Here is an 18,212-nt window from a genome sequence, read left to right as displayed (position 1 = left end):
GCCAGCAAAAACTGACCAGTCCGGGGTATAAATCATAATTGGCACTGGCTTTACAAAGCACCCTGTTGAGTTCTCAAAGAACAACCACACACCGATTGGAAGCCCGTTTAACGGGCCCCGTTTCGGGGCAACTGCTAAAACCTACTTGGTCGAACTCGCATTGTCAAAACCTCGTATCCGAGGCGATCAATGTGGTTCGTCCGGACCCACGATGACGCACACCGTAACCGGTGGTCGTTACTGTCGTGGGAAGCCGTAGACCGGCCGATCGCCGCTTCGCGGCTCTCCGCCCGGCTCCTGCCGGCTTCAAAACCTTACCCGGTCGGCTCCGCGTTCGCAACCCCGTTTCCGGAGTGTTCCGCACCGCCCGATCCCAGCCTCGCTCGGCGTTTCCGCCCCGAGCCTGGCGCCCGTTCTCGGCCGGTTTGTCCGGCCTCCCCCGTGCAGAGAGAAAGTTACGCGGGCTGCCCGGAGAAGGCAAATCAGGGTTCATCACTGGTTTGATCAGCCTTCGGCCACACGGCATCCGGGGCGGCCCGCGACGCGGGGAGCACAGGCGTGCCAGAGTGTCAGGCATGGATGAGTCCGCGCCGGGTGCGACGGTGTTCGCCGAGGAAGCACTGCTCGGCCTCCTCCTGCCGATCTGGCAGGTGGTGATCGGCGCGGTGGTGCTTGTCGTCCTGGTGCTCTCGGTGGGACGGCTGGCCCGGCGGGGCATGTCCCGGATGACCACGGCCCTGCTGGTGACCGCCGGGGTGATCGCCGGTCTCGCGACAATCGGCGTCCTGTTGGAGGGGTGACGGCTCAGAGCCGGCGGTTGGCCAGGCTGGGCAGCTCGGCACGGATCACGGCAAGCCGGTCGAGGTCCAGGTCGGCGACGGACACCCCGGGGCCGTCCGGCAGTTGGGTGAGAACCGTTCCCCAGGGGTCGACCACCATGCTCCGCCCGAAGCAGGTGCGACCGGGGTCGTGGTCGCCGGTCTGGCCCGCCGCCGCCACGAAGCACTGGTTCTCGATCGCCCTCGCCCGCAGCAGGACCTCCCAGTGGTCGCGGCCGGTGTGCAGCATGAACGCCGCCGGAACCACGAGCAGGTGGGCGCCACCCTCGCTGGCGAGCCGTCGGTACAGCTCCGGGAAACGAAGGTCGTAGCAGATCGACAGCCCGACCCGGAGCCCTTCGACGTCCACCACGACAGGTTGGTCGCCGGGAGCGACGCTCGCCGACTCCAGGTAGGAGACTCGACCGGGAATCTCCACGTCGTACAGATGGATCTTGCGATAGCTCGCGGCCAGGCTGCCCGTCCGGTCGAAGACCAACGAGGTGTTCCAGGTGTGCTCCCGGTCCGGGCCGGCCTCATGGAACGAGCCGGCAACCAGCCAGATGCCGAGCCGCCGAGCGACGCCTGCGAAGAAGCTGCCCACCTCACCGTCGACAGGCTCCGGTTCGGGCATCCCGGCGGCGGGGCCGAGATAGTCGACGTACTCCGGGAGGATGGCAAGGTCCGCGCCGCCGGCGGCGGCGCGTTCCAGCAGGACCTCGGCGGCCGCCAGGTTGGCCTTACGGTCGTCCCGGGCGTTCAGCTGGCATACGGCGACGCGCATGAGCCCAGAGTACGGCCGGGGCTGCCGGCGCGGACAGCGTCAGATGCTGGCGAGCACCAGAGCTCCGGCGGCGAACCCGAGGCCGGCGACCTGGATCGGCCGCAGGCGCTCCCGGTCGACCGCGAGGGCGAGGAGCACAGTGCTGGCCGGGTAGAGCGCGGCGAGCGCCGCCACGATGCTGAGGTGACCACGGGCGGCCGCGGCCAGGAAGAGGGCGTTGGCGGCGCCGTCGAGCAGGCCGGCGACCGCCGCCCAACCCAGAGCCCGTCCCCCGAGCCGCAACCGCCGGCCGGTGCCGATGGCGAGCGCGAGGCCGAACGCGATCGAACTGGCGCGCACCGCCGCCACCGGCCACATGCCGGCGCTCTCGTCGGCCTGGCCCAGGAGGGTGAAGAAGACGCCGAACAGCGCCCCGGCGGCCAGTGCGAGCCCGACCAGCCGCGTCGGGACGGCAACCCGACCGCCGCCCTCCCCCAGGCTGACCAGAGCGATCGCCACGACCGCGAGGCCGGCGCCGGTGAGCGCCAGGGCGCCCGGAAAGGACGCGGTGAAGAGGCCGGCGACGATCGGCACCACGGCTGCGGTGATCGCGGTGATCGGTGCCACGACGGCCATCATCCCGCCGGCAAGTGCCCGGTAGAGCAGCATGACGCCGCCCGCGCCGGCCACCCCGGCGAGCAGCCCCCAGGCGATGTCTCCGACGGTGGGCGCTCCGGGTACGACAAGCACCAGAACGACGAGCAGCGGGACGCTCAGCAGTTGGGAGACCACTGTCACCGTGATCGGGTCGGCGCGGCGGGACGCTTTTCCGCCGGCAAAGTCGGCGGTGCCGAACGCGACTGCGGACACCGCTGCCAGGACAATGGGGAGCATGCGACAGTCGTACCATAATAGTGACCGTGAGGGATAGTTTAATGACCGAGGCCGCAGGACGGGTCGGTGCGGTGACCGCCGCGGTGGCCCGACAGGTACGTGAGCTACGCGCCACCCGTGGCTGGTCCTTCGAGGAGTTGGCCGGCCGCTCCGGGGTGAGCAAGGCGATGCTCGTGCAGATCGAGAGCGCCCGCACCAACCCCAGCGTCGGCACACTGTGCCGGGTCGCGGACGCGTTCGGCGTCAACATCGCGCGGCTGCTGGAGCCCGACGAGGAACGGGCCGTGAAGATCAGCTCCGCCGCCGAGGCACCCGTGCTCTGGCAGGGCGAGCACGGCGGCACCGGCCACCTGCTGAGCGGGCTGGGTGAACCAGACCTGGTCGAGCTCTGGGACTGGCGGCTGGCACCCGGGGAGGGGCACCGCTCCGCCGACCACCCTCGCGGCACCCGGGAGGTGCTGCACGTGCTGGACGGCGCGGTGATCGTCCAGGTCGACGGGCAGGACCACCCCGTCCGGAGGGGCGAGACGATCGAGTTCCACGCCGACCGCGAGCACGGCTACCGCAACGACACCGACGAGCCGGCCCGACTCATGATGGTGGTGGTCACCCCGTCGGGCGAATGGGACCGCCGAACGCGATCACGCCGGCCGCGTCAGAACTGAAACGCGACCGGCGTGACGCGGGGAGGATCAGGCCGACTTCTCCTCGCGGTCCCGCCGGGCACGACGCCCGGTGAACTCGCGCGGAACGATAGTCGGGTTGACGTTCTCCAGGACGACCTCGCGGGTGATCAGCACCCGGGCGGCGTCGGGGTTGCTCGGCACCTCGTACATCGCGGAGAGCAGAACCTCCTCGATGATGGCCCGCAGACCACGGGCGCCGGTGCCGCGCAGCATCGCCTGGTCGGCGATCGCCTCCAGGGCCGGCTCGTCGAACTCCAACTCGACGCCGTCCAGCTCGAAGAGGCGCTGATATTGCCGCACCAGAGCGTTGCGCGGCTCGGTGAGGATCCGCACGAGGGCGCTGCGGTCCAGACTCCGGACATTGGTGATCACCGGCAGCCGGCCCACGAACTCGGGGATCAGGCCGAACTTGAGCATGTCTTCCGGCATGACCTGGCTGAAGATGTCATCGGTCGACCGGTCGGACACCGACCGGAGCCGGGCACCGAAGCCCGTGCCGCCCTGCCCGGTGCGTGACTCGATGATCTGGTCGAGGCCGGCGAACGCGCCACCGCAGATGAACAGCACGTTGGTGGTGTCGATCTGGATGAACTCCTGGTGCGGGTGCTTACGACCACCCTGCGGCGGAACGTTCGCCACAGTGCCTTCGAGCATCTTGAGCAGCGCCTGCTGCACGCCCTCGCCGGAGACGTCCCGCGTGATCGACGGGTTCTCCGACTTGCGGGCGATCTTGTCGACCTCGTCGATGTAGATGATGCCGGTCTCGGCGCGCTTGATGTCGTAGTCGGCGGCCTGGATCAGCTTGAGGAGGATGTTCTCCACATCCTCGCCGACGTAGCCCGCCTCGGTGAGCGCGGTGGCGTCGGCGATGGCGAACGGGACGTTCAACATCCGCGCGAGCGTCTGCGCCAGGTGGGTCTTGCCACACCCCGTCGGGCCGAGCAGCAGGATGTTGGACTTGGCCAGCTCGACGGCGTCACTGCCGGAGCCCGGCGCACCGGCCGCCTCAGCCTGGATCCGCTTGTAGTGGTTGTAGACCGCGACGGCGAGCGCCTTCTTGGCCTGATCCTGCCCCACCACGTAGTTGTCGAGGAACTGGCAGATCTCCATCGGCTTGGGAAGCTCTTCCCACTTCACCTCGCCGGACTCGGCCAACTCCTCTTCGATGATCTCGTTACAGAGGTCGATGCACTCGTCGCAGATGTAGACCCCAGGGCCCGCGATGAGCTTCTTCACCTGCTTCTGCGACTTGCCGCAGAAGGAGCATTTCAGTAGGTCGCCGCCGTCACCGATCCGTGCCACCTACGTTCTCCCTGCACTCATCGGCCGGAAACCCGGCCCTGACCTGCGGACGCTACGCGCCGTCCGGCTTGGTTCACCCCACCGGCCCGAACCGGCGAAGCGGTACGGACCCGACGTTACCCGCTGGCGGGACATTCTCCGACCCCCAAAACGGGTGTGTCAGAGGTCGGCCGGGAACGATAGCCCCGGCCAACCTCTGACCCGGTACAGCTCAGCGAGCGGCGTTGGCCGCCAGCAGACCCTTCTTGCGGCTGGTCAGGATCGTGTCGACAAGCCCGTACTCCTTGGACTCCTCGGCCGTCATGATCTTGTCACGGTCGATGTCCTTGCGAACCTGCTCGATCGGCCGGTTGCAGTGGCGGGACAACATGTCCTCCAGCTGCGTCCGCATCCGCAGGATCTCCCGAGCCTGGATCTCGATGTCCGAACCCTGCCCGTAGCCGCCCTCGGTGGCCGGCTGGTGGATGATGATCCGCGAGTTCGGCAGCGCCATCCGCTTACCCGCGGTGCCCGCCGACAACAGCACCGCCGCCGCGCTGGCGGCCTGCCCGAGGCAGACCGTCGAGATGTCCGGACGGACGTACTGCATGGTGTCGTAGATCGCCGTCATGGCGGTGAACGACCCACCCGGCGAGTTGATGTACATGATGATGTCGCGGTCCGGGTCGGTGCCCTCAAGCGTCAGCAGTTGGGCCATCACGTCGTTTGCCGACGCGTCGTCCACCTGGACGCCGAGGAAGATGATCCGGTCCTCGAAGAGCTTGTTGTACGGGTTCGACTCCTTGACCCCGTACGACGTGCGCTCGACGAACGACGGCAGCACGTAACGGTTGTGCACGGCCGCGAACTGGGGCGGCAAGCTCAGATCGGTCATCGTCAGCTCCTCAGCTCAGGGTCCCGGCGCCATCCGGAACCTGTGCGGCCCCGATGATCACCTTGTCGATGAAGCCGTAGTCCATGGCCTCCTGGGCGGTGAACCAACGGTCCCGGTCCGAGTCCGCCTCGATCTGCGACTGGCTCTGGCCGGTGTGGTGCGCGACGCGCTCCTGGAACATCCGCTTCGTGTAGAGCATCTGCTCCGCCTGGATGGCGATGTCGGACGCCGTGCCGCCCAGCCCGCCGGACGGCTGGTGCATCATGATCCGGGCGTGCGGCAGGGCGTACCGCTTGCCCTTGGTGCCCGCGCAGAGCAGCAGCTGACCCATCGAGGCAGCCATGCCCATCGCCACTGTCGACACGTCGTTGTCGATGAACTGCATGGTGTCGTAGATCGCCATACCCGAGTAGACCGAGCCACCCGGCGAGTTGATCCACAGGTTGATGTCGCGGTCCGGGTCCTCCGCGGCGAGCAGCAGCAGCTGCGCGCAGATGCGGTTGGCGACCTGGTCGGTCACCTCACTGCCCAGGAAGATGATGCGTTCCTTGAGCAACCGGTTGTAGACCGAGTCGTCGAGGTTGCCAATTGAGTCGCCACCGCGGGCATCGATCGCCCTGCGCGACGTCGTTGGGATGTGCATGTCGGTCATGGCAGCCCTTCGCTCTCCGTACCGTCTTTCCCGACACTAACCGCTGTGCGGGGCGGCAGAGTCCCGGTCGGGGCACTGTTCGCTCTCAGCGCAGTTGCGTCGGGCGCACCCGCGGCGCGGGCGTCCGGGGCGTACCCGGAAATGAATGTGGCCGCCGCCCACCGCACAGCGGCGGACGGCGGCCGCATCCGACGATCAGTGCTCGTGGTTGTGCTCCGCCTCGTTGGCGGCGCGCAGTGCGTCCAGGGTGACCTCGTTGCCGGCCGAGTCCTTGATCGTGATCCGCTCCATGACGGCCGCGAGCGCCTTGCCCCGCCGCACGTCACCGAAGACCGCCGCGGCGGCACCGGAGCGCACCAGCTGGTCGTAGTACTGCTGCGGAGCCATCCCGGCGCGCTGCGCCCGGTGCACGATCTCGTGACCGAACTCGTCGTCGGAGACCTGCACGTCCTCCGCGTCGGCAAGCGTGTCCAGCAGGAGCTGCACCTTGACGCCCTCGGTCGCCGCCTGGGTCAGCTCGGCGTCGATCTGCTCCTCGGTCTTCTCCTCGGCAGCGAGGTATTCCTCAAGGGAGGCGCCGATCCGCTCGAGCTGGTCGACCATTGCCTGCTTGCGGCTCTCGACCTCCTCGCGGATGACACCCTCCGGCGCCGGCACGTCGGCGGCCTCGACCAGCTGCGCCAGCGCCTTGTCCCGGGCGGCGTAGATCTGCTCGACCTGCTTGCCCTGGGTGACCCGCGCCCGCAGGTCGCCGCGCAGCTCCTCCATCGTGTCGAACTCGCTCGCCATCTGGGCGAACTCGTCGTTCAGCTCCGGCAGCTCCTTCTCCTTGACCGTGCGCACGGTCACCGCCACGTCGGCGTCCCGACCGGCGAAGTCGCCGCCGACCAGCTGGGTGGTGAAGGTGGTGTCCTCGCCGGCGGCGAGGCCGACAACTGCCTCGTCCAGACCCGGCAGGAGCTGCTTGCTGCCCACCTCGTGGGAGATGTTGCTGGCCTGACCGCCCGGCACGTCCTCGCCGTCGACAGTCGCGTTCAGGTCGATCTGCACGTAGTCGCCCTCGGCGGCGGCCCGCTCGACCGTCTTGAGGGTCGCGAACCGCTCCCGCAGGTTCTTCACCTGCTCGTCGATCTCGCTCTCGTCGATCTGCAGCTCGTCGACGGTCACCTCGATGGTGCTCGCGTCGGGCAGGGTGATCTCCGGGCGGACATCGACCTCGGCGGTGAAGTTCAGCGAGTCACCGTCGTTGAACTCGGTGATCTCGACCTCCGGACGACCAAGCGTCTTCAGGTCGTGCTCACGCACCGCGGCGAGGATGTTCTCCGGGATGGCATCCTGGACCGCCTCGTTGAGGACGGTGCCCCGGCCCACCCGCTGGTCGATCACCGCGGTCGGCACCTTGCCCCGGCGGAAACCCGGGACCTGGACCTGCGAACCGATCTCCCGGTACGCCTTCTTGAGGCTCGGCTCGAGCTCGACGAACGGCACCTCGATGGCGAGCCGCACGCGCGTCGGGCTCAGAGTCTCGACGGTGCTCTTCACAGGCGTACTCCTTGACGGATCTTGGTTTTGAGTCTGGGCCATCGATTGGCCCATCGAGTGTAGGCGAGCCGGCGCGGCCGGCCACTAGCGCCCGGGGCGACCCGGACGCGGACGACAGTCGGGGTGGCGGGATTTGAACCCACGGCCCCTCGCTCCCAAAGCGAGTGCGCTACCAAGCTGCGCCACACCCCGTGGCGACGTGCAGTCTATGCCGTCGCCGCGCCGCAAGCAGTGCCGGGGGCGTCCCCACCGGGACAGATTCCCCAAAAACGGGCGCACAGCCTCGAAGATCCACACCGTTTCGCCGATGTGGCGGCATCCCCACGCCGTGAAGCCGCCACATCGCCGACCTTGCGTGGATCTTCGAGGCGTGCGACGCGGCGCGGTGGGCGCGGCTGCGCGCGGGCCACGAGCATTGGGTACGCTGTCGACGCATCCGCTGCTGCGGGTGCGCGCGGGCGTAGCTCAATGGTAGAGCTTCAGTCTTCCAAACTGACGGTGCGGGTTCGATTCCCGTCGCCCGCTCCACCGGCCCCCGGCCCAGGTCAGAGGCGATATCCCCCGATCCTGGGCCAGTCGACCACTCCCCCACTCTGATCTTGCGGGCCATCCGTGGGCCATTAGCTGCCCTGGCCGCCCTTGCGCCGGACCTGCCGGGCGATCCGCCGGTCCATGGCCGAGGCGATCTCGCGGTCCCGCTCGCTGGTCGCGTGCTGGTAGATCAACGCCGCCCGCATGCTCGCGTGCCCCATTCGCTGCATCAGCTCGCGAGTGCTCGCGCCAGAGGCTGCGGCGAGGGTGTTCCCGGTGTGCCGCAGGTCGTGGAAGTGGAAGCCGGGCAGCCCGAGCGCTGCGACCGTCCGGGGCCACTTGACCGCACGACCGAAGTTGCCGGATCGCAGCAGCGCACCCTTGTCGCCGGTGAAGACCAGTGCGTCAGCGTCGGGGGCGGTGAACTCGGCCAGATGCGCCCGCAAGGTCTCCACGGCGGCGGCTGGCAGGGCGACGACCCGGACCCCGGCCGCCGACTTGGGCGGCCCGAATTCCAGATGACTCCGGAGCGCGGCGAGCTTGCGGGTGACCCGGACCGTGCCGGCGTCGAGGTCGATGTCCCGGCGGCGCAGCGCGACCAGCTCGCCCCACCGCAGACCGGAGAGCGCCGCGACCACGACGAGCGCCGAGAACCGAGCAGGCATCGCGTCGGCCAGGGCGTAGACCTGGGCGATCGTGGCCGTCGGTCGTTCCGGGGTGTGGTACTGGTCGTAGCCCTTGATCCGGCACGGGTTCTGCCGAAGGATTTCATCCTCACGCACCGCCGTGTTGAGGATGGCCCGCAGCAGCGCGTACGCCTTGACGGCCTGGGGCTCAGGCACGCCGGCATCCAAGAGCTTCTTACGCCATGCGCGGATCGTCGCCGGTTTGATGCCACCCAGCATCAGGTGCCCGAGGTACGGCACGACTTGCCGCGTAAACAGGAACTCGTAACCCTGCCGCGTCCTTGGGGCGAGCTTCCGTTCAGCGATCCACCGCTGCCCGTAGGCCGAGAGTTCTATCTCGCCCGCTTCCGGGGCTACCCACTCCCCCCGGATGATCTCCGACTCGACCAGGGTGAGCCACTTCTCTGCCTGCTTCTCAGTAGCGAAGGTGTGCGGCGCAGTCCGGGTCAATCCGTCCGGGCCGAAGTACCGGGCCTGCCAACGGCCTGACGACCGCTGACGGACGTTGCCGAAACGACGGCGACCCCCCCGCGCGGGCATCAGGCCACCTCCGCGAAGTGCCGCCGCAGCTGCGCACGAGTCATGGGCACGACCCGGTTGGCCTCGATGTAGGCGGCTACGGCAGCAGGCTCGAACCGCACGAAGCGCCCGACCTTGACGTAGGCGATCCGCCGCTCAGCCACCAGCCGGCGCACGAAGCGAGGTGTGGCGCGAAGGCGAGCGGCTACCTCAGCCGGGGTCAGCAGGTCATCGGTCACGGTCGTGCCTCCTCTCGGCTCGGACGGCTCGGGTTGGTTGCCGAGACATCGGGCGGGTCGGCGGCGGCCCGTCTGGCGGCGTCGAGCCGGGCGCGCCATTGAATGCGTTCGGATATCGCCCGCAGGACCCGGTGGCCGAGCGGGGCAACGTCCGGGTCGGTGGGCTTGGCCAACTCCCAGGCGTGGCGTTGTTCGCCGCCGGCCGGCGCGGTGTCGGCGTCCGTGGTGACACCAAGCAGCGCCTTGACCCAGTCGCGTCGGTCGGCGCGGTGGTCGGTCAGGGTTTTGCCGGACCACTGTCGGGAGATGAGGACGCGCCGGCCGCCGATGCCGAGGGTTTCGCGCTTGTGGACCTTGTTCTTGCAGTTGCCCGGTCGCAGGCCCTGCTTGGCTTTCTTCGGCTGGACGCCGTAGAGCAGCCAGTTAGCGCACCGCTCCGAGCACGGCGTGTGCCGCAGTTCCTGCCAGAGCCGTTCCAGGTGCGCCCGCTGCCGGCCGGTGGTCACCTCGTGGCAGTCGGCGGCCTGCTTGGTCAGGTACTTGGTGATGTAGCCGACGCACCGATCGGCGTCCTTGCTGCCCGCAAGCACACCTTTGGCGTCGACCTGAACGCCGAAGCGGGCGACGTGCACGGGTTGGGCGTCGGGGTCGGCGTCGAGCAGGTCCAGGGCCTCATCCCACGACGGCAGCACTTCCCCGGTGGTGGGGTCGGTGTAGCCGGCGGCGTCGGCATCCCATTGCGGCACGTTGCCCGGTTCGTAGATCCGCTGCTCGACGGACGGCCACCACACCTGGTGATACGTGGCAGCGGCGACCTGGCGGACCAAGGCGCGGGGGATGGTGCCCCGGATGGCGAAGTGCGCGTGCGGGGCCAACCGTCGCTGCGGCTCGACCGCTCCGGCGTACTGGACGTTCCAGCCGATCGCCCGCCTGAGGTTCTGCCAGAACCGATCGAGCAGCCGGGGGAAGTGCACCGCGTCCCAGGCGGCCCGCCGGTAGTCGTAGGCGTCGGGGTCGACCGGCGTGCCGTCGGTGTGGACGCGGCCGTAGGAGCCGAGGGTGAGGGTCAGGAACATCGATGGCCGAAACACCATGCCGGCCCGACCCTCGAAGGTCCGCCCCACGGTCCGGTTCTCCACCGGGAGGCGAGGCAGGTCCGGGGCGTCCTGCCGGCGCTTGGTGGAGCGGACCCGCCGCTTGCCGTCGCCGTCCTCCTGATTCTCGGTGGCGTGCGGTGGTGCGGGACGACCGCGCATGCCCTCGGTGGTGATCTGTGATTCCAGTTCCTCGATTGCGTCGTCCAGGTCCGCGACCTGGTCCCACTGCGAGAGGCGGGCGGCTTCGTCGCGGGCGAATTCGAGGTGTGCGCGGGCGACGATGAGGCCGCGTTGGGCGTCGGTGGCGGGCTCGGGTCCGGGGTCGGGTTCGTCGTCGCGGTGCCAGCCCTCGCGGATCTGCTGCTGCCGCAGCCGGCGAGCCTTGGTGGCGCAGGCCGGGCACTTGGCCTCTTGGGTGGCGCCGCAGGGCATGTCGATGACTTCGGTCTGTCCGGAGTCGAGGTCGGTCCGCCGGAGGGAGACGGGTCGGGTGCAGACGCCGTAGTCGGCGGCCAGGTCCTTGACCACGTCGACGGAGCGGGGCATGAGCATCCGGGCGGCCCGGGAGCCCGGCCTCGGAGTCTCCGCCACGGGGGCGGGTTCGAGGCCGGGCAGCGCGGTGACGGTCATCGGCCCACCGCCGTCGGGGACGTGGCAGCATGCCTGCCGTGGAGGAACGGAAATTCGTCAACGTCTTTCGTCACGGCAGCGGTCCGTATGCCTGCCCCTGCTGTGGCTACTTGACTCTCGATGAGCGAGGCGGCTACGAGATCTGCGCGGTGTGCTTCTGGGAGGACGACGGTCAGGACGACCACGACGCCGACCGGGTCCGAGGCGGACCGAACAGGAACCTCAGCCTCACCGATGCGCGGCGGAACTTTGCGAGGATTGGTGCGGCCGATCCGAAGGATCTCGCGCATGTGCGCCCGCCCACCGACGACGAGTACCCGATCACGTGACAGCACCAGCGCACTCATCGACCCACCCCCACACCGGTGGCGAGATCACGGACCCGCAGGGCCGGCCGGGGGTCGGCGGTCGGGGTGGTGTGGTCATCCCGCAGCGGATCAAACGCCACCACACCCGCCCGGGTCGTCTTGGCCCGATACATGGCCGCGTCAGCATCAGCCAGAGCAGCGGCGAGGCCGGACGGGCTGGCGGGCGCGAGGCCGATGCTCGCAGTCACCGACACCGTGACCGCGGAGGGCAGCCGGACGGGGGCGGCGATCGCGGCGGCCATCTGCCGGGCGGCAGCGGCCGGGTTCGGGTCCAGGAGCAGGGCAGCGAACTCGTCGCCACCGAGCCGGGCGGCGATGCCGTGGACGGTGCGGAGTCGGGAGGCGACGGCGGTGAGGACCAGGTCGCCTGCGGCGTGGCCGTGGGTGTCGTTGACCGGCTTGAAGCCGTCCAGGTCGACCACCACCACCCACGGCCGCAGCGCGGCGAGCTGTTCCCAGCCGGCGGCGAGGCCAGCACGGTTCGCCAACCCGGTCAGCGGGTCCCGGAGGGTGGCCCGTTGCAGGGCGGCCAGCTCGTAGCGGGTGACGTAGAGCCGGTACTGATCCCAGGCGAGCAGGGCGAGGACGGCGACGAGAAGCAGGCCGGACAGCAGGTGGTCGGTCATCGGGTCACCTCTCCCATCAGCGGAACACCATTGCGGCGGTTGAAGGCAGCCGGAGCCACCGGAGCCACCGGAGCGACCGGTGTCGGGCGAGCCGGCTCGACGGGGACCAGGGCGACGGGCTCAGCCACGACCGGCGCAGGAGCCGGCGCGGTGGGCTGCTCGACCGGGCGGGCCGGTGCGGGCTGCTCGACCGGGCGGACCGGCGCAGGATCGGCGGCAGGGGTTGGGGTGGGGGCGGTGGTCAGGACGAGTTTGGACAGGCCCATGAACGCCAGCGCCGGGACGGCGGACAGCAGCCATCCGGACAGGCCGGGCTTGGCGACGGCGAGTTGCGCGGACAGGGACAGGGCGACGGCGGCGACGAGCAGGAACATCGGGTACCCGATCGACTGACGGGCGCGGCGTCGGCGGCGGATGGTCAGCAGCGCGGCCACGGGGACGAGTTCGGAGATGACGGCGTTGGCCCAGCCGAACCACGCGCCGGTGCCGGGCGGGGAGTTGTCGAGGGTCCAGTCTTTGACGTGGGTGAAGGAGGCGGCCCCGGCGAACCCGGCGACGAGCAGGAGGATGACGACGAGGACCAGGCCCTCAACCCGGTCGGCCCGGGTGTGGGTGGGGTGGGGCTTCATGCGGCACCTCCGAGGACTTCCCCGTCGATGACCCGCAGGCGGCCGTAGGTCTGGGCCATGTCGCGGATCTCGTCATCAGTCAGGTAGGAGAACCGGACCCGCATCGGCGTCGGGTCACCATCGATCACGACGAACCCGACACCTGGCAGGGACTGCGGGATGCGGTCACACAGCGCCCCGCGATCGCGCATCCCCTCCCCGAGCACCAGGTCGACTTGGGCGGCTTCGGCGAGGCGCAGGCCGATGCGGGTGGGGAACAGGTCGCGGAACGGCAGCACCTCCTTGCGCGGGTCCTGGATCGCGGCGACCACGTGCACGCCGACCGCGCGCCCTTGGCTGAGCAGGATCGACAGGGCGGCCTTGATCCGGTCCTTGAGCTGCCGGTCGGTGAGGTAGGCGGTCAGGTTCGCCAGCTCATCGATGACCAGGACGATGAGTGGCTCGTCCGGGGTGGGTGTGTGTTGGCGGGTGCGGCCGTACAGCTTTCCGGCGCGGTCCTTGGCGACGGTGGCGGCTTCCTCGATCAGCTCGCACATGGCGGTGTAGTCCTTGCGGGCGAAGCGGGTGAACATCGGCGCACCCATCCCGAGTTCCATGCCGCCCTTGGGGTCCAGGCCCCACACCTGGACGAGTCCGGAGGTGACCCCGGCGGCGAGGGAGCGGACCACGGACCAGATCACCGACCCCTTCCCCGAACCCGTGGCGCCCACGACCAACACTTGTGTGCCGAACAGGCGCAGGTCGTAGCCGTCGCCGTCCTCCCGCTTCCCCACGGGCAGGGCGGTGAACTCGGGCACCGCCGGCACCGGGACCGGGCGGACGAGTTTGGCTAGGGGGTCACCGCGGAACAGGTGCAGCAGCACCACATCCGGACGCGGACCCGGCGCGGCCTTGACCTGCCGGACCCCGAAGGTGTGGGCGAGGCGTTCGGCCACCTTGGCGAAGTCGTCGGGGATCTGCCCGGTCACCATCCGCACTGTCACCACATCCACGCCCGAGGCGCAGCGGACGCGGCGCAGGACGGGTAGGACGGTGTGGGCGTCGAAGGAGACGGCGAGTTTCGCGGTGACCATGGCGGCGTGCCAGTTGCGGCGGTACACCCACCGGCGGTAGCGGGACAGGACCGGCCACCAGCCGAAGCGCAGCCACGACGACCGATGCCCGAACGCCCACCCTGTCGAGGCGGCGGCGACCAGGGCGACGACGCCGACCGGGCCGAGCCAGCCGAACCGCAGGTACAGCCAGCCGAAGAAGACCGCCGGGGCGGTGACGTACCAGAAGCGGATGAGCACCAGGACCAGGCGGCCCAGGGCCTTGGCGGTCCACCAAGACAGGGCCACCCACATCGGTATGCGAACGAACGGGGTACGGACGTTGATCGGAGCTGAGTCGATCCGGTCACCCCGGATCACGTTCACCAACGGCATCGCTCAGCCCTCCCCGGCCGTCGCGGCAGCGGCGAACAGCGAGCCCTGCCCCGGCGTACCGGGACGACGACGCACCACCCGGCGGCGGACCGGCGGGCGGGCCGGCAGGAGCGCGGCCAGGTCGACCGGCCCGGATTCCGGGGCGGGGACGTGGCGGGTCATGGTGGGCAGCCACCGGCCACGGCCCAGCACCGCCCGCAGATCGACACGGTCGGACACGTGCGGGGCGATCAGGTCCGGGTCGAGGTGGCGCAGCTTCACCACCGTCCGGGCCAGAGCAGCGGCAGCGGCGGAGATCTCGACCAGCGCGGCCACGCGGACGGCATCGGATGGGACGGTGGTGTAGACCTCGCGGGCGGCACGGATACCGGGACCGGCGAGGCGCATCACCGTGCGGCGGTGAGTGCGACGGTGCGGGGCGGGGCGCGGGTTCCCGACGATCCGGGCAGCGTTCGATACCGTGGGCATCAGCCCAACTCCTTCCAGGGAGAACGGGTCAGACGCGGGGCGGGAATCGTCTTGGCGGAGGAGGCCCGCCCCGCGCGTCGAGATGTGGTCAGGCCGCCTGCTTGATCGCGGCCGGTTCGGTCATGGCACCGGCGCGGATCGACCACGCCTGACGCGCCCGGCACTTCCCCGACCCCTTGCACCGCTGCGAGTCCACATACGGCGTCAGCGTCACGTCGGAGAACGTCACCGCCGGCGGATAGCCCGGGATCTTCGACGCCGGCGGCACCGGCTGCACCGGGGCCGCGATCTTCACCTTGACTTCCTTCGTCCCACCGAACTTCCCGGCCTCCGGGTCCAGGTCCAGGACCTTGACCACCCACAGGCGCTCGCCCGTGTCCTTGTCCCGCGCCTGGTCGTCGCCCTGACCGCGCTTGTCGAAGTCCGTCACCGGCTCCACACCCAGACACAGCGCACCCTGCGGAAAGACGTAATCGAACGGCACGGGGACCTTGATCGTGTTGGGAATCGCCATCGGTTCCATGTCCTCTCAGTCGCCGCCGGCTCGTTGCCGGCACTTGGCGTTTCGTGCGGCCTCGCCGCACACAGAGGACGGTACCCGCACTTTAAGTGTGGCTCAATACTTTGAGTGCGGGTCGATGCGGTGATCGAGAAAACAGACAAGTCGCCCGCCGTGGCGTGGGGCCAGCAGCGGGCGACTTGTGGTGACTATTGGCAGAGCTAGATGTCAGCGCATGCCGAACCTCTCGGCTAGCGTGCGCAGGTCTGGATCTTCTGACTGGTCCATCCGCAGTAGGTCTGCAACGAGGCCGCGCGCCAGCGGGTGCGCCGCCACCCGCTCAGGTGTCAAGTCGGCGGCCTGTGTCAGCGCCTCCACTGCTGCGGCCAGGTTGCGCCGTTGCCCATGGGCTCGGGCGATGTCGATGAGGTACCGCCCCCGCCGTTCAGGCGAGAGCACTGATGGATCGATGGTGCCCGCAGTTCGCAGAGCAAGACCGGCATCGCCCAGCTCGACTGCGACGGCCACCTCATGAAGCGCGACGTTGGTGGGACCAAACTCCGTGTTGTAGTCGTTGCGGTCCCCGCCGAGGCGTTCCGCAGCTCGTCGAGCTACCTCAATCTCCCGATACGCCCGCTCGGCGTCGTTCTGCCGAGCCGCCACGATGGCCAGTTGGAGATGCAGCGCGCCCAACACCGATAGGGCCGCTGGCTCCCCACCGTCCGCGCGGTCCTCCAGGGCCGCTGCCGCCGTACTGGCGGTCTGGTGCGCCCGGTCCAGTCGTCGTGCAGCCTGGAAGACCAACGTGAGCCGAAACGCGCCCTCGCCCATGAGGAGCACGTCCTCCGCACGCTCGGCGGCGGCGATTGCGCGGTCCGCTGCGACCCAAGCAGCCCCCGAGTCGCCAACCGTGGAAAGCACTGCCGCGCAGGCGTGGTACGCCCGAGCAAGCGCCGTATAGACGGCCCGCTGCCCCGGCCCTTCGGTCGAGCGGGCCGCGCTCTCTAGGTCTGGCAGCAACTGCACAAGCAGCTCACCGACCTGCGTGGCCTCCGAAGCGTGCGTATGGACCCACGCCCGCTCAACCCGAGCCGACAGCTCGTCAACGTCGACAGGAGGCGATTCTGTCCTGAGGACGGCGGCCAAGGCGTGACTCGAACTCAACGCCAGGCTCAGCTCCGTTGCCGCCCGTGGCTCCTCGTGCACGGCAGCGATCACCGGAGCCTCAGGGGCCAGTTCCGACAGCGGCACATCGAGGACCTGGGCGAGACGCTCAAGGACCGTCATCCGGTCGATCTTCCGCGCCCCCCGCTCGACCTGGGACAGCCACGTCTCGGACCGATCAATCAGACTGGCGAACTCCCGCTGTGACAGCCCTCGGCGCTGGCGGTGCAACGCGATGCGCCGTCCTAGCGCACGTTCGGCGCTCGCGTCCTCGCTCACGAGGTCACGCCCTTCATGCCCAGCGGCTCCAAGAACTCCACGCGGACTCCCGACAGGTACTGCTCACGCTCAGCCAGAGCCCGCAGAGTGTGCGGCTGCCGCTCGTGCTCGTCAAAGGCCGCACGGTCCCGGTAGACCTCGTAGAAGACCCGGGCCAGCGGCTCGCCCTCCACCTGATGCGTGGCGTACACCAGCGTCCCTGGTTCGAGAGACTGAATGCCCGGCAGCGTCTCTGCCGTGAGTCGGTCGAAGCCCGCCGCAGCGTCCTCGTCCTTCAGGTCGAACCGAACCACCAGCGCAAACATCGCAACCTCCCGAGGGACAAGACCCGCACTCTATGTGTGCCATCGTACCCGTGCTGCGGGGAGGCGGATGCAGGGTGGTGCGTTGCCGAATTCCGCTCTATCAGATCAAGGCGGCCCGCAAGCGGGCCGCGCCGGCCGCGCTCGGCCTGCTGGCGGCGCAAGCGCCGGCATCGGCCGGCGCGCCGGCCAATTGAAGGACATGCCTCCGGCGGGGGCCAGACGACTCCGAGATGGAGTTGCCGAACGGTTCCGGTTCGTGGGTGGTGGGATGCCATCCCGCCAGCCACCGACCCAGGCGAAGCCGAGCAGACCAGGGCCAGGGTGACAAGGTCGTTCGTCCGGTAGGGCGCTCCACCTTGTCACCCTGGCCCTGGTCTGCTCCACGGTGTGTGGGTCGGCGGCAGACGGGATGGCGAAGTGATCACGGGTGTTATGCGTGCTGGCTATGGCCGCTGTGGTTCAGCCGGTTGGGCGGATGCTTCGCGTGCGCGACGCTGCCACTGGGCGAGGCTGTGGCGGGCCTGGAGGGTGCGGGGATGGTCGGGTCCGAGGACCCGCAGGTGGTCGGTGAGGAGCTGTTCGAGGGCGTTGGCGGCACCTGTTGGGTCACCTGCCTCGCCGCGCCAGCGGGCGAGGCTGTGGCGGGCCTGGAGGGTGCGGGGATGGTCGGGTCCGAGGACCCGCAGATAGTCGGTGAGGAGCTGTTCGAGGGCGTTGGCGGCACCTGTTGGGTCACCTGCCTCGCCGCGCCAGTCGGCGAGGCCGTGGCGGGCGTGGAGGGTATCGGGGTGGTCGGGTCCGAAAACCCGCAGATAGTCGGTGAGGAGTTGCTCGAAGGCGTTGGCGGCGCCGGTCGGGTCGCCGGCTTTGCCGCGCCAATGCGCGAGGTTGTCCCGGGCGAGCAGGGTGGTGGGGTGGTAGGTGCCGGATACCCGAAGCTGATCGGTGAGGAGTTGCTCGAAGGCGTTGGCGGCGCCGGTCGGGTCGCCGGCCTCGCCGCGCCAGGAGGCGAGGTTATGGCGTGTGGCCAGAGTCTCGGGATGATCGGGGCCGCGTACCCGGAGCCGGTCTTTGAGGAGCTGCTCGAAGGCGTTGGCGGCGCCGGTCGGGTCGCCGGCCCCCTGTCTGTCAGGGTGAGTTGAGGCCAGCGGCTCATAGCAAGTCCGCCGGGCAGGGCGAGTTCAGGATCGAGAAGCGTTGAATACTGCTGTTGA

The 18,212-nt window shown here is 69.4% G+C and carries 20 protein-coding genes, 2 tRNA genes and 1 pseudogene; 4 read left to right on the top strand and 19 right to left on the bottom strand.

Annotated features, from left to right (window positions below; genetic code table 11):
- Positions 1-575: 575 nt before the first annotated feature.
- Entirely contained in the window at positions 576-800 is a 225-nt protein-coding gene (locus ACFY2Q_RS28995; protein WP_387135749.1) for a hypothetical protein, read from the top strand.
- Positions 801-804: 4 nt separating this feature from the next.
- Here the strand turns inward: ACFY2Q_RS28995 and ACFY2Q_RS28990 are convergent, their stop codons facing one another.
- Positions 805-1,602 carry a carbon-nitrogen hydrolase family protein gene (locus tag ACFY2Q_RS28990; protein ID WP_387135747.1) on the bottom strand — a complete coding sequence of 266 codons (798 nt, stop codon included), beginning with the start codon at positions 1,600-1,602 and terminating at the stop codon, positions 805-807.
- 39 nt (positions 1,603-1,641) lie between these two features.
- Positions 1,642-2,475 (bottom strand): EamA family transporter, encoded by an 834-nt coding sequence (locus ACFY2Q_RS28985; RefSeq protein WP_387135745.1) that lies wholly within the window; start codon positions 2,473-2,475, stop codon positions 1,642-1,644.
- A 41-nt stretch (positions 2,476-2,516) separates the two neighbouring features.
- On the opposite strand from ACFY2Q_RS28985, the gene ACFY2Q_RS28980 reads away from it, so the two are divergent.
- Positions 2,517-3,140: a helix-turn-helix domain-containing protein gene (locus ACFY2Q_RS28980; protein WP_387135743.1), complete on the top strand. Its 624-nt coding sequence runs from the start codon at positions 2,517-2,519 to the stop codon at positions 3,138-3,140.
- A gap of 27 nt (positions 3,141-3,167) precedes the next feature.
- Here the strand turns inward: ACFY2Q_RS28980 and clpX are convergent, their stop codons facing one another.
- The 5 genes from clpX to ACFY2Q_RS28955 form a co-directional block, all read right to left on the bottom strand.
- Positions 3,168-4,463, bottom strand: coding sequence for an ATP-dependent Clp protease ATP-binding subunit ClpX (gene clpX, locus ACFY2Q_RS28975; RefSeq protein ID WP_074313784.1), 1,296 nt, complete (start codon positions 4,461-4,463; stop codon positions 3,168-3,170).
- 211 nt (positions 4,464-4,674) lie between these two features.
- A complete protein-coding gene (locus tag ACFY2Q_RS28970; RefSeq protein WP_387135741.1) occupies positions 4,675-5,337 on the bottom strand; it encodes an ATP-dependent Clp protease proteolytic subunit in 663 nt (220 codons plus the stop codon).
- Positions 5,338-5,347: 10 nt separating this feature from the next.
- Entirely contained in the window at positions 5,348-5,989 is a 642-nt protein-coding gene (locus ACFY2Q_RS28965; RefSeq protein WP_053652979.1) for an ATP-dependent Clp protease proteolytic subunit, read from the bottom strand.
- A 195-nt stretch (positions 5,990-6,184) separates the two neighbouring features.
- Positions 6,185-7,531: a trigger factor gene (gene tig / locus ACFY2Q_RS28960; RefSeq protein WP_387135739.1), complete on the bottom strand. Its 1,347-nt coding sequence runs from the start codon at positions 7,529-7,531 to the stop codon at positions 6,185-6,187.
- A 118-nt stretch (positions 7,532-7,649) separates the two neighbouring features.
- Positions 7,650-7,723, bottom strand: a tRNA-Pro gene (locus tag ACFY2Q_RS28955).
- 262 nt (positions 7,724-7,985) lie between these two features.
- On the opposite strand from ACFY2Q_RS28955, the gene ACFY2Q_RS28950 reads away from it, so the two are divergent.
- A tRNA-Gly gene (locus tag ACFY2Q_RS28950) sits at positions 7,986-8,059 on the top strand.
- 92 nt (positions 8,060-8,151) lie between these two features.
- On the opposite strand, the gene ACFY2Q_RS28945 is transcribed toward ACFY2Q_RS28950, so the two are convergent.
- From ACFY2Q_RS28945 to ACFY2Q_RS28930, 4 genes and pseudogenes are all read right to left on the bottom strand, one after another.
- The gene (locus ACFY2Q_RS28945) at positions 8,152-8,904 is read right to left on the bottom strand and encodes a tyrosine-type recombinase/integrase (RefSeq protein WP_387135753.1); all 753 of its coding nucleotides are present in this window, start codon (positions 8,902-8,904) and stop codon (positions 8,152-8,154) included.
- Positions 8,905-8,925: 21 nt separating this feature from the next.
- Positions 8,926-9,288: pseudogene (locus tag ACFY2Q_RS28940) on the bottom strand (site-specific integrase); the annotation flags it as partial.
- A complete protein-coding gene (locus ACFY2Q_RS28935; protein WP_387135737.1) occupies positions 9,288-9,506 on the bottom strand; it encodes a helix-turn-helix domain-containing protein in 219 nt (72 codons plus the stop codon). The pseudogene ACFY2Q_RS28940 and the gene ACFY2Q_RS28935, both read right to left, overlap by 1 nt.
- Positions 9,503-11,233: a replication initiator gene (locus ACFY2Q_RS28930; protein ID WP_387135735.1), complete on the bottom strand. Its 1,731-nt coding sequence runs from the start codon at positions 11,231-11,233 to the stop codon at positions 9,503-9,505. Before ACFY2Q_RS28930 ends, ACFY2Q_RS28935 begins: the two co-directional genes overlap by 4 nt.
- A 38-nt stretch (positions 11,234-11,271) precedes the next feature.
- On the opposite strand from ACFY2Q_RS28930, the gene ACFY2Q_RS28925 reads away from it, so the two are divergent.
- The gene (locus tag ACFY2Q_RS28925; RefSeq protein WP_387135733.1) at positions 11,272-11,562 is read left to right on the top strand and encodes a CPCC family cysteine-rich protein; all 291 of its coding nucleotides are present in this window, start codon (positions 11,272-11,274) and stop codon (positions 11,560-11,562) included.
- A 14-nt stretch (positions 11,563-11,576) separates the two neighbouring features.
- Here ACFY2Q_RS28925 and ACFY2Q_RS28920 read toward each other — a convergent pair whose 3' ends face one another.
- From ACFY2Q_RS28920 to ACFY2Q_RS28885, 8 genes are all read right to left on the bottom strand, one after another.
- Positions 11,577-12,227, bottom strand: coding sequence for a GGDEF domain-containing protein (locus ACFY2Q_RS28920; RefSeq protein WP_387135731.1), 651 nt, complete (start codon positions 12,225-12,227; stop codon positions 11,577-11,579).
- On the bottom strand, positions 12,224-12,856 hold the full coding sequence (locus ACFY2Q_RS28915; protein ID WP_387135729.1) for a DUF2637 domain-containing protein: 633 nt from the start codon (positions 12,854-12,856) through the stop codon (positions 12,224-12,226). The genes ACFY2Q_RS28920 and ACFY2Q_RS28915 overlap by 4 nt, the downstream gene beginning before the upstream one ends.
- Positions 12,853-14,283, bottom strand: coding sequence for an FtsK/SpoIIIE domain-containing protein (locus tag ACFY2Q_RS28910; RefSeq protein WP_387135727.1), 1,431 nt, complete (start codon positions 14,281-14,283; stop codon positions 12,853-12,855). The genes ACFY2Q_RS28915 and ACFY2Q_RS28910 overlap by 4 nt, the downstream gene beginning before the upstream one ends.
- A 3-nt stretch (positions 14,284-14,286) precedes the next feature.
- Positions 14,287-14,751: a hypothetical protein gene (locus ACFY2Q_RS28905; protein ID WP_387135725.1), complete on the bottom strand. Its 465-nt coding sequence runs from the start codon at positions 14,749-14,751 to the stop codon at positions 14,287-14,289.
- 88 nt (positions 14,752-14,839) lie between these two features.
- The gene (locus ACFY2Q_RS28900) at positions 14,840-15,265 is read right to left on the bottom strand and encodes a hypothetical protein (protein ID WP_387135722.1); all 426 of its coding nucleotides are present in this window, start codon (positions 15,263-15,265) and stop codon (positions 14,840-14,842) included.
- 213 nt (positions 15,266-15,478) lie between these two features.
- Complete coding sequence (locus ACFY2Q_RS28895; protein ID WP_387135720.1) at positions 15,479-16,693, bottom strand: helix-turn-helix domain-containing protein; 1,215 nt, start codon at positions 16,691-16,693, stop codon at positions 15,479-15,481.
- Entirely contained in the window at positions 16,690-16,998 is a 309-nt protein-coding gene (locus ACFY2Q_RS28890; protein ID WP_387135718.1) for a putative quinol monooxygenase, read from the bottom strand. The genes ACFY2Q_RS28895 and ACFY2Q_RS28890 overlap by 4 nt, the downstream gene beginning before the upstream one ends.
- A 443-nt stretch (positions 16,999-17,441) precedes the next feature.
- Positions 17,442-18,146 carry a tetratricopeptide repeat protein gene (locus tag ACFY2Q_RS28885; protein ID WP_387135751.1) on the bottom strand — a complete coding sequence of 235 codons (705 nt, stop codon included), beginning with the start codon at positions 18,144-18,146 and terminating at the stop codon, positions 17,442-17,444.
- Positions 18,147-18,212: the final 66 nt, after the last annotated feature.

The sequence above is a fragment of the Micromonospora sp. NPDC000316 genome (assembly GCF_042898885.1).
GTDB lineage: Bacteria > Actinomycetota > Actinomycetes > Mycobacteriales > Micromonosporaceae > Micromonospora.
Note: the sequence above shows the minus strand (reverse complement) of the source record. Positions and strands in the feature narration are given on the sequence as shown.